The following is a 15,106-nucleotide window of genomic DNA, read 5'->3' as shown; positions in this document are numbered from 1 at the left end:
ATACGGGGTGGACCAAGTGATTGCGGATTCGACATCCGAGTGGGTCGATCGCTGATGCGATTGTGGACCTTGCAGGCGGCGCACGTCGTCGACGCCGTGCGTGACAACGGCGTCTACCGCGCGGACTGGCAATACGCGATCGTGAACTGGCGCCCGGCCTATCGGGCGATGGTCGCCGAGATGGAACGCCGGGGCATTGCCTGCCATGGTGCGGCACCGGTGTGGTGCTGGCCCGGCCGTGCACTGCGCCCCCGCGCGACGCGCAGCACTGCCAACAGTCTGCTCGGCCTCGACCAATGGGCGCGCGGCGTGTATCTGATCAAGCTCGACGTGCCCGCCGCGCTCACCATGACCACCTCCTACGCCCGCTGGAACGACTACCTCGGCGTCACGATGGAGCTGCTGCGCGCCGCCGGCCGCACCGACGGTCCCGCCTTCCCACCCGAGCAGGCGCCCATGGATTGGAGCGGCACTCTCGAACACGAGTGGGACAACCTTCAGGTCGTGATCCCCGAACTGCGGCGCGAATGGGTCGTGCGCAGCCGCTACTACGCACCGGACGCCGAAACCGCCGCCCGCATCGCCGCCGACCCTGATCTCACCCCGTCGCCAGTTGTCGCCGACTGAGCGCCGAGGATGGTCCCGGTGGCGGGCTGGACTTCCGGCGCGGACAGACCGCCTCCTGGGCGTGGCGAACCCGGATCCGACTGGCGCCTGTGCTGACGCCGGAGACCGCGGTGGTCGAGTGCGGCGGACGCGATCACCAGGTCTCGGAAGCCCAACCTCCGGTCCGGACGCCGTCCACCTGCCCACTGGTGTGCCGGCTGCGCCGAAGGCGGGGTTCGGTGACGGGTCCGCGGTGCCGACTGGCGATGCTGCCCGGATGACGCCGCCTGGTGTTCCGTGCTGAGCTCGCTCGCCGATCCTCGATTCGACCCCGAACCGCGACGCGCAAGCACCCGGCTCGGTGATCGCCGAGGCGCCGCCGGAGCTCCAGACTAGGCTGTCCCAAGTGACCACCGCCGCGCCGAAACCGCCTTCCACCTGGGCGCCACTGCGGATCCGGGTGTATCGGGCGTTGTGGATCGCGCAGCTCGTCTCCAATCTCGGCACCTGGATGCAGACGGTCGGCGCGCAGTGGATCCTGGTGGATCAGCCGAACGCCGCGACACTGGTGGCCTTCGTGCAGACCGCGACCACCTTGCCGGTGATGCTGCTGTCGATCCCGTCCGGCGTGATCGCCGACCTGGTGGATCGACGCAGGCTGCTGCTCGGTGCGCAGACGACCATGGCGTTGCTGGCGGCCACGCTCGCCGTCACAACGGCCACCGGGCACACCACGCCTGCGGTCCTGCTGACATTGCTGTTCCTGCTCGGTTGCGGCCAGGCGCTGACCGCGCCCGCCTGGCAGGCCATCCAGCCCGAACTGGTGCCGCGCGAACAGATTCCGTCGGTCGCGGCGCTCGGCAGTATGAGCATGAACATCGGGCGGGCGGTAGGGCCCGCGATCGCGGGTGTGCTGGTGTCGCTGTCGGGCCCGACGCTGGTGTTCACACTCAACGCGCTGTCCTTCGGTGCCATCGTCGCCGCGCTGATCCTGTGGCGCCGACCGTCCACCGAGCGGTCGCTGCCCAGCGAACGCCCGCTGGCCGCCCTGCAGGCGGGCACCCGGTTCATCCGGGCCGCGCCGGCGATCCGGCGGGTGCTGCTGCGTTCCATCCTGTTCGTCGGGCCGGGTAGCGCGTTGTGGGCGCTGCTGCCGGTGGTCGCCCGCGACGGTCTGCACCTCGGCTCCTCCGGCTACGGCGTGATGCTCGGTGCCCTCGGCGTCGGTGCCGTCCTCGGTGCGTTGGCGCTGGCACGGGTCCGGGCGCTGCTCACCCCGACCAGGCAGCTGGCGGTCGCGGCGGTGATGTTCGGCGCCGCGACGGTCGGCGCCGCGCTGCTACACGCGCTGATTCCGGTGCTGCTGCTCCTGGTGTGCGCGGGCTTCGCCTGGCTGCTCGCGCTGTCCACCATGAACGCGACGATGCAGCTACTGCTGCCCGGATGGGTGCGGGCACGCGGGCTGTCGGTGTACATGCTGGTGTTCATGGGCGGGCAGGCCATCGGCTCGCTGGTGTGGGGCCTGGTCGCGGGCGCGTTCGGGGTGGTGACGGCGCTGTTGGCGGCGGCGGTCCTGCTCGGCTGCTGTGCGTTGAGCACGCTGTGGCTGCCGATCCGCCACGATGCCGACGCGCTCGATCTCACGCCGTCGGCGTTCTGGCCGGAACCGCAACTGGTGGAGGAACCGTCACCGGCCGACGGGCCGGTCATGGTGCTGCGCTCCTATGACGTGCCGCCGGAGAACGTCGACGAATTCCTGGCCGCGATGGTGTTCGTGGGCCGGTCCCGCCAGCGCACCGGCGCCATGGAGTGGCGGCTCTACCGCGATGTCGGGGTGGTCGACCGCTATGTCGAGGCGTTCGTGGTGCGCTCCTGGTCGGAGCATATGCAGCAGCATCAGGTCCGGCTCACCGCACAGGATCAGCTGCGCGAGAGCGCGGTGGCCCGCTACTCCGCCGATGAGCCGGGGACCGTCACGCACCTGGTCGCGGTGACGCCGCGGTAGTCACGGCCGGGAGATACGGACCGGGCAGTCGGTGGATCAGGCGGCGAAACCGGGCTGATTCGGCGCCAGGAGACCGAGCACATAGACTGTCGGCCATGCGGATGTTCCTGGATATCCTCCTGATCATCACCAGCGTGCTGCTGGTGCTGCTGGTGCTGCTGCACCGCGCCAAGGGTGGAGGTCTGTCCAGCCTGTTCGGCGGCGGCGTGCAGTCCAGCCTGTCCGGCTCGACCGTTGTGGAGAAGAACCTCGACCGCGTCACCATCTTCACCGGTCTCATCTGGTTGATCGCCATCCTCGGTATCGGCCTGGAGATCAAGTTCTCCTGATCCGCCGGATCGCCGGTGCGTGACCAGGAACACCGGCGCATCGCAGTCGGCTCCCGCGTGGCGTCGCGACCTGCGGCGACCGCGGCGATGTGACATCACGCAGAGGCGGACGTCTGCCGCGCACTATCCGACCGGAACCGTCTCGTCCCGGGTACGTGAGGTGCGGGCACCATCCATCGGCTCGACCGTCCGCGCAACCACGACCGCCAACAGCGTCCCCGCCGCCAGCACCACGGCCGCCACCGCGAACGCGGCGCCGTAACCCGCACCCAACAGCGGCGCCACCAGCAACGGCCCCAGCAGCTGACCGGCCCCGTACACCGCCGTCAATGAGGCAGCCGCCGCCGCCCCACGCAGCTCACCGCCGACCTCCATCGCCAGCAGCGTGATCCCCATGAACGTCGCGCCGAACAAGGCAGCCGCCAGCACGACCTGCCATGTTCCGCTCGACACCGCCAGCAAGACCGCCGACAGCAGCTGCGCGAACAACGCGATCGGCAGCAGCGCCGACGCCTGCCATCGCCGAGCCAGCGCACCCCACACCACCGTCGCCGGTGCCGCAGCCACCCCGACGATCACCCAGCTCAGCGGCGCCAGCGCAGCACCATCGGGCCCGCTCACCGCCGCCACCAGGAACGTCCCGATGACGATGTAGCCGAGCCCCTCCAGGAAGTACGCCCCCAACAGCAACCGCCACGCACCTCGACCCGCCCGCCGGACAGTCCGCCGCTGTGCGCCTCCCGCAGGAATCGGCAACCGGACCGCAGGCGCGAGCAGTAGCGCGGTGAGCGCCGCCGCCCCGGCCCACATCCCCTGCCACGACACCACCGGGCGCGCCACGAGCACCAGCACCCCGGTGATCGCGATCCCCACGCCCACACCGGCGAACGCGATGCCCGCACCGTGCCGTCCGCCGGACACCGCGACGGCGCGGGCGCAGCCGACGAAGATCACGGCACTGGCCACCCCCGCCACCAGCCGAGACCCCGCGGCCACCGCACTAGGGGTCGGCACCGCCATTACTGCCTCGCTGGCGATCAGGGCCAGGGCCGACAGCCGGAAGAAGGTCGGACCGTGCAGTTTCGGCACACGCGCGAGCAGGACCGCGCCGAGCAGGTACCCCGCGTAGTTGGCGGCCGCGACGACCGCACCGGTATGGGCGTCGAGGCGCTGCGCGTCGATCATCACCGGCATGAGCGGGGTGTAGGCGAAACGGCCCACGCCCATCGCAGCGGCCAAACCGGCACAGGCTGCCAGCGCCTGCATCAGCGGGCGTCCGTGCGCACTGCCGTGTCGGGCCCACGGATTCGACTCGGAGGTAGCGGTCACGACATCCGACGCTAGGTCCCGGCCGATCCGCTGTGAAATGCTTCCTGTGCACGATGTATACGCTGGACGCATGGATGTCGAGCTGCGCCACCTGCGGGCCTTCGTCGCACTGTGCGAGGAAGCCAACTACACCCGCGCCGCCGCCCGCCTGCACCTGAGCCAGCCGGCGCTGACCCGGACCATCCAGCAGCTCGAGCGCCTGCTCGAATGCCGGTTGATCGAGCGCAGCTCGCGACACTTCGCCCTCACCGACGAGGGCCGGGAACTACTGGATCGCGGCCGCGGCATCCTCGCCGACGTCGACGCGGTCCGCGCCGACCTGGGCAGCCGCAGCGCCGTCGAACTCGGCTTCTCCTGGCTGCTGCCGGACGAATGGTTCACCGAAACCCGCACCCGCTTCGAGCAACTCGGCGGGCGCATCGCGCTGCGTCGCATCGACGATCCACTCACCGCGCTCACCGAACGCACCATCGATATCGCCATCTACCGCACCGGCAACGGCCTGCCCCGGCACCTCCGCTCCCGCCCGATCGCCACCGAACGCCGGGTACTCGCGGTCGCCTCCGCCTCCCCACTGGCCACCGCCGCCGGACTACGCTGGGCCGGCCTCGCCCATGAGCCGCTGGTGGTCAATACCATCTCCGGGACGACAACCGCCGCATCCTGGGATCCGCCCGACCCGGCGCGCCCGGTCATCACCTGCACCAACTTCGACGAGTGGATCGAGCTGGTGGCCGCCGGACGCGGCATCGGTGTCGTTCCCGAACTTGCCCGGGTGCGTGCGCCGCACCCCGGGGTGGTGTATCGCGACCTACCGGACGCGCCGCCGTCACGGGTGCGGGTGGCGTGGCGAGCCGAACCGTCGCGGGCCGTGCGCCGGTTTCTCGAGGTCGCCTGAGCGGACAGAATGCCGGCGATCTCGTGGACGTTCGAGGTCGAAACGGTCGAGAGGCGAGTGCTCGAGATCAGCGCTTCGCCGACTGCCCGACGTGATCTGCTTCGGCACCGGGTCGTGATCAGTCCGCGCGCGGTACGCGTCCATCGACGTCGGTGAACCCGTACTCCTCGGCGAGGTCGGCGACCCGGAAGGCGCGGCCGGAGCGGCGCTGTCGATCGGGATCGGCGGCCAGCGCGGTGACCGCGCGGCCAGGGAACCGCGGTGATTCCGCGGCATCCAGATCGAAACTGCCCTCACCGGGCAGCGTGACCCGCCGTTTGCCCTCCGCGTCGCGCGGAATCATCTGCAACAGCTCGGTATTCACAATGCCGGGCCACAGCGAGACGACCGTGACACCGTCCGCGGCCAGTTCGTGCGCCATATCGGCGGTGAGCCGATCCAGGGCGGTTTTGGCGACGCCGTAGACGGCATTGTGCATATGCCGTTCGGCGCCGGGGGAGGAGATATTGACGATCAATCCGCCCGATTCACGCAGTAGGGGCGCGGCGTAAACGCTGGCCGCGTAGTGGGAGCGCACGCCGACGTCGAAGGTCTCGTCCCAGGCCGTCGGCGGCACCTCCCAGAACGGTTTGCCCAGCCAGCGGGCGGCGGCCGGGGAGTTGTAGACGTTGTTCACCAGCAGGTCGAGCCGGCCCTGCTCGCCGCGCACCATCTCGAACAGCCGCTGCACCGCGTCGTCGTCGCGGTGATCGCAGATGTAGGGGATACCGGTGCCGCCCAGCGCATCGATCTCGGTGGCGGTGTCGTTCACGGTGCCGGGCAGCCGTCCCGGCGTGGTCGACCGCCCGGTGACGTACACCGTCGCGCCGGCCGCGCCCAGCTCGAGGGCGATGCCTTTACCGATGCCACGGCTGGCGCCGGTGACCACCGCGACCCGGCCGCTCAGTTGTGCAGGTATTCCGCTCACGGTCCCGGGACATTACCGTGAAACTGAAACGCGTTCTAGTGTTCGGGAGGTTGTCGTGGAAGTAGCTCATCGGTTCGTGACGGGCAATGGCGTGCGGTTGCACGTGGCGGAGCAGGGTGCGGGCGATCCGGTGGTGTTCTGCCACGGTTTCCCGCACACCTGGTTCGTCTGGCATCGGCAGATGGAAGCCGTGGCGAACGCGGGTTTCCGTGCACTGACCCCGGACATGCGCGGATACGGTCGCAGCGACATCCCCGACGGAGTGGACGCCTACACCAACGAAGCCGTCATCGGCGACCTTCTGGCCCTGCTCGACGACATCGGCGCGGAACAGGCTGTTTTCGTCGGCCTGGATTTCGGTGCGGCGTTGCTGTGGGAGCTGGCATTGCGCGCACCCGAGCGTGTGCGCGGTCTGGTGGTGCTGAACAACCCCTTCACCCCGCGCGCGCCGCGGGTGCCGTCGAGCTACTGGTCGAAGATGGCCGAAAGGCACTTCCTGCATCTCGAATACTTCCGCGAGCCCGGCGTCGCCGACACGGCGTTGGCCGCCCGTCCGCGCGAATTCCTCTCCCGCGTGTACTACGCGCTCAGCGGCGACTACCACTACCTCGACACCTGGCGTAACCCGCCCGGCATCAGCTATCTCGAGGCGCTCCCGGAAGCGCCGTCACTGCCCTGGAAGTGGCTGTCGTCCGAAGAATTCGACACGCTCGCAGCCGATTTCGAACGCACCGGTTTCACCGGCGGCCTGAGCTGGTATCGCGCCATCGACCGCAACTGGGAACTGACCGCCGACTACGCCGGCGCCTCGGTCGGTGTTCCGGTGTACTTCATCTACGGCGAGAACGACCCGGATATGGAGGGCTTCAGCGGCCGCGACCCGCTCGACACCATGCGGGCGCACGTCCCCGACCTGCGTGCTGTCGAAAAAGTCGATGGCGCGGGGCATTTGGTTCAGCTGGAGCGTTCCGATGCGGTGAATGCCTTCCTGCTCGAGAGCCTGCGTGGGCTCGGCGTCGCTGGGGAATTCGCCGAGGAACGTTCGACCTCGGCATAGATGCGGGCGCCTGCTCGAGACCGGGCAGGTGTGCCGTAGCCGACACTCGACGCAGCTGCGGGCGCGGAGTAGTCTTCCAGTCATATACGGTGCCGTATAGATGGAGGCTCGCCATGACACTTCCCCCTGGTCAACGTGCTGTCGACGGGTTCCCACGCTTCGGTACCCATCTCCACCACCCGCCGCCGGCGGTGCCCGTCGATCCGGCCATCGAGATCGGTGGCGCGGTAGCCGAGCCCTTCACTGTGTCGGTGGCCGATCTCGCGACGATGCCGCGCCGCGAGCAGCGCTCCGACTTCCATTGCGTCGCCGGCTGGTCGGCCACCGGCCTGCTGTGGGAAGGGGTGCCGTTCGACACCTTCTACCGCTCCCAGATCGAGCCGCGACTAGAACCGGGCACCTCGATCAGCCACCTCATCTTCGAAGGTCTAGACGGCTTCCAATCGACCGTGGAACTCGCCGACGCCCTGGCCGACGACGTCCTCATCGCCGACCGCCTCGACGGCCAACCGCTCAACAGCGACCACGGCGCCCCCGTCCGTCTCGTCAGCCCCAGCCAATACGGCTTCATCAACACAAAACACCTCTGCCGCATCGAATTACACACCTCCACGCCCCCGGTGACCGACCGATGGTCCCCCCTCGCCTCACACCCGAGGGCACGAGTGTGGGAGGAGGAACGCCACCGGCATCTGCCGGGTCGGGTAGTGCGGCCGGTGTATCGGTCGTTGATCGGGCCGATTCGCCGGCTCAGTGCGCGGGGGAGTGCGGAGGGGTAGGAGATGTGGTCGGTGGGTCGCCGCTGCTGCGGCTGTACTTTGCGACGGCCATGTCAGGTGGCCGGCAGGCTGGATTGTGCCGGCCGGGTGATCGGGTTTCGCGATAACGCACTCGTGTGCCGCCGCCGAGTAGGTGTGCTCGGCCCCCTGATCAAACGGTACGGACCGCGGACACCGCCAGTGTGCTGTACTGCATCATGAACCCGCCGCCCAGTGCATCGATCGCCGCGCCGACGGCCGTCGAAATCGTGGCCCGCTGACCAGGGTCGAGCCGGGTGAAGCCGCCGGTGGTGGGAAGTAGCGCCAGCCATTCCGCGCGGGTGTACGGCTGCTCCCAGTCGTACCGCCAGTGTTCGGGCTCGGTGAAGGCGCCGGTGGAACGCAGTGCTTCGGCGAATTTCGCATACATCGCCTCATACATCTCCACTGACCGCCGGGCCGGCTGGTCGGCGAACGGGGAGTCCGGCACGGCGCGACGGTAGGCGGCAGCGAACGGTTCGGCGACCTCGGGTGGCGGTTCGAAGACATGCCCGAAGATGGCGAGTCGCCCACGTGGCCGCAGCACCTGTGCCGCCTTCTTCGCGCCGACAGCGGGATCCACCCAATGCCAGGACTGTGCCGCGATGACAGCATCGAAGCTGCGCCCATCCGGCGCCCAGGCCTCGAAGGTGGCGACCTCCACCGGCAGCCCAGTGGCACGCGCGAACTCGGCCATCCGTGCATCCGGTTCGACACCGAGCACAGTGCAGCCCGCGGCCTGGAACTGCCGTCCCGCGATGCCGGTGCCGCAGCCGACATCGAGCACCGCGCTCCCGGGGCTGCCCGCGATGATCCGGTTCACCAGGGCATCGGGGTACCGGGGCCGTGCCCGGTCGTAGCCCGGCGCGTCCACACCGAATGATTCCGCCATCGCCCGAGCCTGATGCGGCTGCGGTGCTGCTGATTCGGGTTCTTCCCGAGGTAGAGTGGGCATGTGCCCACACTAGTGGGCGGTTGCCCACCTGGCAACGTGTTCGTTCGTGAGGAGTCTCGAGTGCCCACTGGAGTACATCTGCGTGACGCGCGGCAGCAACTGTTCGACGCGGCCGAACGCATCCTGCTGCGCGACGGGCCGAACGGACTCACCAGCCGGGCCGTCACCGATGAGGCCGGATGCGCCAAGGGCGTGCTGCACCGCCACTTCGCCGATTTCGACGCCTTCCTCACCGATCTCGTCCTCGACCGCGCCGCACAACTGGAGGCGCAAGCAGATTCGCTCCGGGCCTCCGCCGGCACCGGCACGGTAACCGGCAACCTCGCATCCGCACTCACGGTCCTCTTCGGCCCGGTCCCGGTGGCGATCATCCCGCTCATCACCTTCCGCGACGAGCTCCGCGCCCGCCTCCGCCGAGCCCGCCCCGGAGGCGGCATCGCCATCCTCGGCCACGCCACCGACGCCGTCGCCGCCTACCTCACCGCCGAACGCACGCTCGGCCGCATCACCCCCGACGCCGACATCGATTCCCTCACCCTCTCCCTGGTCGGCGGTGGAAACCTCCTACACGCCGACCGGGATTCCCCGCCCACCACCCAGGCGATCGAGAAACTGGTAGCAGCGGTGCTCGCAGGGGTTCTTTAGTGGGGTGTGCGGAGTGGTCGGGCGGCGACTGCTGCGGGGGAGCGGCGGATTGAGTCTCCGGGTTTGATGCCGCACAGTGTTCGAAATTGTTTGATGATATTTCTGTTCAAATCGCGATCATCCTTAAGTTGTCCCGATCCTTCCGAGGGTGCGGTACAGCTCGATGCGGATTTACCTGAAGGGTGCATACCAGTCCCGCGGCAGGCCTTGGATCTTGCATATCTCGGCGATGCTGTCGTTCACGATACGAAAGCACTTGTATGTCATGGGATAGTTGATAGCCGACGTGGCGTGCTCGCGCGTAGTGACCCGAAGTTCACCGCGAGTATCGCCGCGAGTTTGGAGAATGGCGTGGAAACCCACATCCGAGTCGTCGATAACGTCGGCAGTGCGGTCAGGTTGTGCGGAAGAAAATTCCAACTGCCAAACTGTCAACCACTGACCGTTTTCGAAAGCGTCATAGCTCCCCCATGCTGTCTTCCGGATGCTGTACTCCGAGTATCTTGGTTGTTCTTTGTCCATGAAGAAACCGTCGAGAAGGCGGGATGGCCTATCGGCCATGCGATGTTCGCTCTGCTCGTCTCTGCTGCTGAAAATAATGGTAGTGTATCGACCCTCAGAGGAAGAGTGCGACTCAACGGCCAATTGGTGCAGGTGGATCCGCACAACCCACTCGGCCACGGCCCGTTCGGCAGGCTCCAGGGCTCCTTCGATTCCAGTGGGATCGACAAGGCCGCAGCCGCCCTCACCGCGGGCACGCAACCGGCAGTGGATGTCGCGTCGGCGGGGTGTACCGCCGCAGCCGAAACCGGTTCGGCCGCAGGTGTACACCTGAAATCGAAAGGGAGATGCTTCGGGCCGGGCCGGTGTGGTGATGGCTTCCGCCTCCGCCGCGTCGGCGCAACCAGCGGATACTGGTCCGGGATTTAATTGACATCCTGGTCCGCAGACCAGGATCGCGATAGAAGTTTGAATAACTCGCGGAAGTCTTGGATTGCGTCTTCAGTGAAAACTGGGTCGGCCGAGGCAATTGCCGCTCTGAGCCTTCCGTGTGGGATATTGGAAAACTCACTGCCGGGATCGGCCACCCTGGTCGGTTGAATTATCCAATTGCGTTCAGGTCTATCAACGGACCAATCTATCTCTCCGGAATACCTGCTCACTGCTGAAAGTATCCGATTCGGGGTGTCGCCTCGTTCCGACTCGTATCGCCATACAGCCAGCGGCGGCCTTCGTCGTTTATAGTCATCGTAGCCGACGTCGATACGAGCCCACTCCACCGGGCCGAGCTGGGTTAAGATGCTCAGGATAGCGTTTGCGGCCTCGATGTTCGTTACTTCACTCAACTGGACCACCCTATTCCTGGGTTTTAGTGATTTCATGATCCTGTAGCAGTAATCTTTTTCTGCGAACTCATGCTCGGCATTTGCTACCCTGGGAAGTAGTAACGATGTTTGTTGCCAATCTGCTGATATCTTTGGCCCGGTATAGATCACGGGTGCGATGCACTCGAAAGTGCTTGCCCGCTACAGTCTTCGGTCGCAGCAGTTCTGGTGAAGAATACCGTTGGTCTTATGCATTCCTCGCCTGGCACCGTACGGCGACTACTCATCGGCCACGATTGATTCCTCAGAGGGGGAAGCCATTATGCCAGGGCGCATCGAGGTCGTTTGGGTCCACGCCGAGCTGCTCGATCAGTTTGTCGACTTCCTCGATGGTATGAACGATACCGAGATCCCGTCGAGAGATATCATCTTCGCCGACATCGTCATCGTTGTCTACGAATTTCTTGTCAATTTCGACTGTTGAAACGTCGAACCGGCCGTCTTTGAGTGGGTATACCCAAACCCATGCGTAACGGGATTCGATCTCGGGTTCGCATCGGGCTGTGACAAAACCTTTGAGCATTGTCAGCCGATTGCTGACTTCCAGTCTCATATTATTCAACCCCAGAATATTCGTACAACATTGAGATAATCGGTAAACAGATCGAAGAGGTTTTGAACCAGGAGCTGCTCGTCCTCCGGGGCGCGCGACCCGTACATCTGTCGTTTACTCTCATCGAGGGTCAGCCATATCACCAAGCTCTGCCAGCCCAGGTTATCGCCGTGCCCTAACTTTCGACGAGCCAGTCCTTGGATCCGTCGAGCCGGCGAGCTTCCGGTGCAAATTGATCTCCGCGAAGGAATGCTGCGTAAGTGTCGTATGTTCCGGCGACGCACATCATGGATGGCCTGCGCCGTAGGTTTGACACGAATACTTGGGGCGTCATCCGAATTTGTCCATTTCAAGATATCATCTTCATGATCCGGTCTATCTCAAAGATGCTATTATCTCGACAATATCTGACCGCCATTTCGTATCGCAGTTCGGGCAATGCTCTACATACGCATGCGCCCGGTAGCGAGGGACCATGTCGGCGACTGGCGTGACCGAGTGCTCGAGGGTGAGGGCTATGAATCTATGATGGCAGTTTTTGCATTCGGTCGGAGTATCTGTCGCTACTACTACACCGTCAAAGTCCCCGAAGTACGGCTTGTCAGATGCTATTTTCACGTCCAGTAGGTCTAAATCGGTGCGGTCACTCCAGTGGACGAATAGCGGAAGAACGCTTCCCCAGGGAAGCGTCACATCCAACCTACGCGTCGTATTGCTTTGTGCGAGATAGCTCTGTAGGTCAATGCCCGCCTTAGCGGAATTTATCGGAGGGTTGGCGCCAAGGCGGGCACTCCACCGGAAATGATATTGCGCAAGGTGCCTGCCAAAGGCGATCTCTTTCGAGTCAGGAAAACTGTTCATTCTACTCTCGTCACTCTCACCATATGAGCTATCAACACCTCCGCCTCCCCCGCGCCTGGAATGGTTTGGGGCGTCAGCATGCTCCGCGGCACTTGGGCCATGTATACGGCATCGCCGAACTGTCTGGCGACGCTTATATCTGTTGTGAATGACATCATGCTTCGTGGACCGAATTCGCGAGAAAGTTCCGTACCGAACTCTCCGTGAGCCTGCACATAGTTATCGAGCGATCCCCACGTATCAAGGGCATTGCGGTGGGCATCTTGCGATGCCTTCATCGCAGATTCCAACGATCCCGTGCCCATAAACTCTGTGCGTGCGGCATCACTCATCATATAGCCTGTCATGTCCTGGACGTTCTGCTCCGCGCCGCTATTTGTCCCGCGGTATACCGTGACCATACATTCCTCTGGCACAAGTCCGAGAGGATCTGACCATGTCAGCGGGTTCGGCGGGTATGTATGAGGGTTCGCCGCGGGGCGCAGCCCGAGCGGATCCCGCGACAAGTATCTGCCGGTTTGAGGATCGTATGTGCGGGCAAGGTTGTAGTGGAGCCCGGACTCGGCGTCGTGAATCTGGCCCGGCCGTCTGAGTGGCGTATCAACGCTGCCCGACCAGGTGGTGCGTCCGAGTAAGTCCGTTTCAGCCTGTGATTCCACATGGCCGATGACCGGATCGATCAAGCAGATGGGTGTTCCCACCAAGTCGGTGACCATCGTGGAGGTGCTGGCGTCTGTATAAGGTTGCGCGATGGTCTGTGTCAGCGGGACATATGTTCTGGGTTGATACTCCCAGCGAGTTGTTGTCTCAATAGCCTGGTTTACGCCGACTGATTGCTCAATCAGATGGGCCGAGTCCCAGACATAGTCGGTCCGTTCTCGGATTCGTTGATCTGCTGCCAGGTGTCGCTTGCTGGTCCGGCGACCGAAGGCGTCGTAGGTGTACTGCCACCACTCTCCATCCGGTGTGTACACATCCGTGAGCTGATCGAACGCATTGTACCGGTAGTGCCAGACGTCCGGCTTCCGTGAAAGCCGGGTGGTCGTCTTGCGGATGAGGCGACCGACCGGATCGTAGTGGTATTGGTGGCGGCCGTCTCGGATAAGGAGGTTGTTGTTGTACTCCCGACGGGAGTAGGTGGGGGAGATTTGTTGGGGCGCAGTGGGATTCGGACGTTGGTCCGATTGGGTGGGCAACTCCTGGCCCGCGTCGTGGTAGTTGTGAACGGCGGGATGGCCGGCCGCCCCCGGGATGGTTAGGTCGGGGGTGACTACTCCTCCGGAGGTGATATTGCTGAGGTGGTCGTAGGTGTATTGCTCGGTGGGCGTGCCGTTTCGGGTGATTCTGGTGACTCGGCCGATGGGGTCGAGGGTGTATCGGCGGTGCTCGTGAGCGGTGTCGGTGGTGGTGGTGTGGGTTGTGAGGTGGCCGTCGGGGCGCCAGGTGTAGTCGTCGCGGCGCAGGATTCGGCTTGCTGGCGCCGCATTATCGAACTCGCGCGATTGTGCGTTCCAGTTTTCTGCGCCGGGATTCGACGTTGACCCCGGAGCGAGGGCCGTGACGACTTGGTGGGTGGTGTGACCGACGGCGGTGTAAGCGCGGTCGATGGAGATCTTGCCGATGCGCCAGCCGGTGGTACGGCCGAGGGGGTCGTGGGTGAAGTTGATGGTGTGGCCGTCGGTCGTCATCTGTGTGATGCGACCGGTTGGGTCGTGGGTCCAGGTGGTGACGCCACCGGTTGGGGTGGTGCGCGTGGTACGGCGGCCGTGCTCGTCGTGGGTGAAGAGCATGGGTGGTTGGTCGTCGAGTCGCTGGGAGGCGAGCTGGCCGGTGGGCGTGTGGGTGAATTGGAGTGTGTGGATGCGGGTGTCGTTGACGCCGGAGACTGCGGTTTTGATGCGGCCGCTGCTGTCGTGGGTGTAGTGGATCCATTCGCCGGTGTCGGCGGTGATCGAGGTGAGGCGGCCGAGCACGTCGTGGGTGTGATGGCGGGTCACGCCGGTGGCGGGGGTGACCGTGGCGACGCGGCCGGCGACATCGTGGGTGTAGTGGGTGGTGGCACCCGTGTAGTCGGTTTCCGAGACGAGACGTCCCGCCGGGTCGTAGCGGTAGTGCCAGGTCTGGCCGATGGGGTTGGCGACGGCGGTGAGGCGACGCTGGGTGTCCCACTGGTAGTGGGTCATGGCGCCGTCGGGTTCGGTGCGGGCGGTGAGGAGATCGAAGGCGCCGTACGTGTAGCGGGTGATGCCGTTGGCGCGGTTGACGTGGGCGGTGAGGTTGAGTTCGCCGTCCCAGATCCAGGATTCGCCGACGCCGTCGGGGTCGATGCGGCGCATCAGTTTGCCCTCGCCGGACCACACGTATCGGACTACCGAGCCGAGTGGGTCGGTGACGGTGATCGGGCGGCCGAAGTGGTCGCGCTCGATGGTGGTGAGGCCGCCGTGCGGGTCGGTGACTCGGACCGGAAGACCTGCGGCGTCGACCTCGATGTGGGTGAGGGCGCCGGTGGGTTCGGTGACGGTGGCGACCGCGCCGGTGGTGTGGTGGGTGTAGGTGGTGCGGTTTCCGGCGGGGTCGATGATGGCGGCGAGGTTGCCGTCGGGATCCCACTCCTGCCGGGTGACGGTGCCGTCGACGCCTGTGATGGAGACGGGCCGGTTGTGGGATTGGTAGGCGATGTCGATGGACAGTCCGTCGGGGCGGGTGATGCGGTGGGGGT

The 15,106-nt window shown here is 65.5% G+C and carries 12 protein-coding genes; 7 read left to right on the top strand and 5 right to left on the bottom strand.

What is annotated here, in order from left to right; all coding sequences use genetic code 11:
- Window positions 1-54: 54 nt before the first annotated feature.
- From GV790_RS23075 to secG, 3 genes are all read left to right on the top strand, one after another.
- Window positions 55-627, top strand: coding sequence for a DUF3841 domain-containing protein (locus GV790_RS23075; protein ID WP_163815981.1), 573 nt, complete (start codon window positions 55-57; stop codon window positions 625-627).
- A 385-nt stretch (window positions 628-1,012) separates the two neighbouring features.
- A complete protein-coding gene (locus GV790_RS23070) occupies window positions 1,013-2,611 on the top strand; it encodes an MFS transporter (RefSeq protein ID WP_163815979.1) in 1,599 nt (532 codons plus the stop codon).
- A 95-nt stretch (window positions 2,612-2,706) separates the two neighbouring features.
- On the top strand, window positions 2,707-2,940 hold the full coding sequence (gene secG, locus GV790_RS23065) for a preprotein translocase subunit SecG (protein WP_036537777.1): 234 nt from the start codon (window positions 2,707-2,709) through the stop codon (window positions 2,938-2,940).
- 123 nt (window positions 2,941-3,063) lie between these two features.
- Here the strand turns inward: secG and GV790_RS23060 are convergent, their stop codons facing one another.
- Window positions 3,064-4,269 carry a YbfB/YjiJ family MFS transporter gene (locus tag GV790_RS23060; RefSeq protein ID WP_280213167.1) on the bottom strand — a complete coding sequence of 402 codons (1,206 nt, stop codon included), beginning with the start codon at window positions 4,267-4,269 and terminating at the stop codon, window positions 3,064-3,066.
- Window positions 4,270-4,339: 70 nt separating this feature from the next.
- Here GV790_RS23060 and GV790_RS23055 point away from each other — a divergent pair, with 70 nt between their 5' ends.
- Entirely contained in the window at window positions 4,340-5,167 is an 828-nt protein-coding gene (locus GV790_RS23055; RefSeq protein WP_163815977.1) for a LysR family transcriptional regulator, read from the top strand.
- 118 nt (window positions 5,168-5,285) lie between these two features.
- Here the strand turns inward: GV790_RS23055 and GV790_RS23050 are convergent, their stop codons facing one another.
- Complete coding sequence (locus GV790_RS23050; RefSeq protein WP_163815975.1) at window positions 5,286-6,134, bottom strand: SDR family NAD(P)-dependent oxidoreductase; 849 nt, start codon at window positions 6,132-6,134, stop codon at window positions 5,286-5,288.
- Between the two features lie 55 nt (window positions 6,135-6,189).
- Here GV790_RS23050 and GV790_RS23045 point away from each other — a divergent pair, with 55 nt between their 5' ends.
- Together GV790_RS23045 and GV790_RS23040 are read left to right on the top strand one after the other, a co-directional pair.
- Entirely contained in the window at window positions 6,190-7,191 is a 1,002-nt protein-coding gene (locus tag GV790_RS23045; RefSeq protein WP_280213169.1) for an alpha/beta fold hydrolase, read from the top strand.
- Window positions 7,192-7,304: 113 nt separating this feature from the next.
- Window positions 7,305-7,970 carry a molybdopterin-dependent oxidoreductase gene (locus GV790_RS23040; protein ID WP_163815973.1) on the top strand — a complete coding sequence of 222 codons (666 nt, stop codon included), beginning with the start codon at window positions 7,305-7,307 and terminating at the stop codon, window positions 7,968-7,970.
- 151 nt (window positions 7,971-8,121) lie between these two features.
- Here the strand turns inward: GV790_RS23040 and GV790_RS23035 are convergent, their stop codons facing one another.
- Window positions 8,122-8,880, bottom strand: coding sequence for a class I SAM-dependent methyltransferase (locus GV790_RS23035; protein WP_218586458.1), 759 nt, complete (start codon window positions 8,878-8,880; stop codon window positions 8,122-8,124).
- Between the two features lie 123 nt (window positions 8,881-9,003).
- Here GV790_RS23035 and GV790_RS23030 point away from each other — a divergent pair, with 123 nt between their 5' ends.
- The gene (locus GV790_RS23030) at window positions 9,004-9,588 is read left to right on the top strand and encodes a TetR/AcrR family transcriptional regulator (protein ID WP_163815969.1); all 585 of its coding nucleotides are present in this window, start codon (window positions 9,004-9,006) and stop codon (window positions 9,586-9,588) included.
- A gap of 1,629 nt (window positions 9,589-11,217) precedes the next feature.
- On the opposite strand, the gene GV790_RS23025 is transcribed toward GV790_RS23030, so the two are convergent.
- Complete coding sequence (locus GV790_RS23025; protein ID WP_163815967.1) at window positions 11,218-11,526, bottom strand: hypothetical protein; 309 nt, start codon at window positions 11,524-11,526, stop codon at window positions 11,218-11,220.
- Between the two features lie 857 nt (window positions 11,527-12,383).
- The coding region (locus GV790_RS23020) for an RHS repeat domain-containing protein (RefSeq protein WP_163815965.1) at window positions 12,384-15,106 on the bottom strand (2,723 nt) is incomplete at its 5' end.

It is taken from the genome of Nocardia cyriacigeorgica (genome assembly GCF_010858045.1).
GTDB lineage: Bacteria > Actinomycetota > Actinomycetes > Mycobacteriales > Mycobacteriaceae > Nocardia > Nocardia cyriacigeorgica_E.
This window is presented reverse-complemented; position numbering and strand designations above follow the sequence as displayed.

Bases quoted from the DNA above. Each gene is read 5' to 3' on its own strand.
- GV790_RS23075 (WP_163815981.1), top strand. From the start codon at position 55: ATGCGATTGTGGACCTTGCAGGCGGCGCACGTCGTCGACGCCGTGCGT.
- GV790_RS23055 (WP_163815977.1), top strand. From the start codon at position 4,340: ATGGATGTCGAGCTGCGCCACCTGCGGGCCTTCGTCGCACTGTGCGAG.
- GV790_RS23035 (WP_218586458.1), bottom strand. From the start codon at position 8,880: ATGGCGGAATCATTCGGTGTGGACGCGCCGGGCTACGACCGGGCACGG.
- GV790_RS23025 (WP_163815967.1), bottom strand. From the start codon at position 11,526: ATGAGACTGGAAGTCAGCAATCGGCTGACAATGCTCAAAGGTTTTGTC.
- GV790_RS23040 (WP_163815973.1), top strand. From the start codon at position 7,305: ATGACACTTCCCCCTGGTCAACGTGCTGTCGACGGGTTCCCACGCTTC.
- secG (WP_036537777.1), top strand. From the start codon at position 2,707: ATGCGGATGTTCCTGGATATCCTCCTGATCATCACCAGCGTGCTGCTG.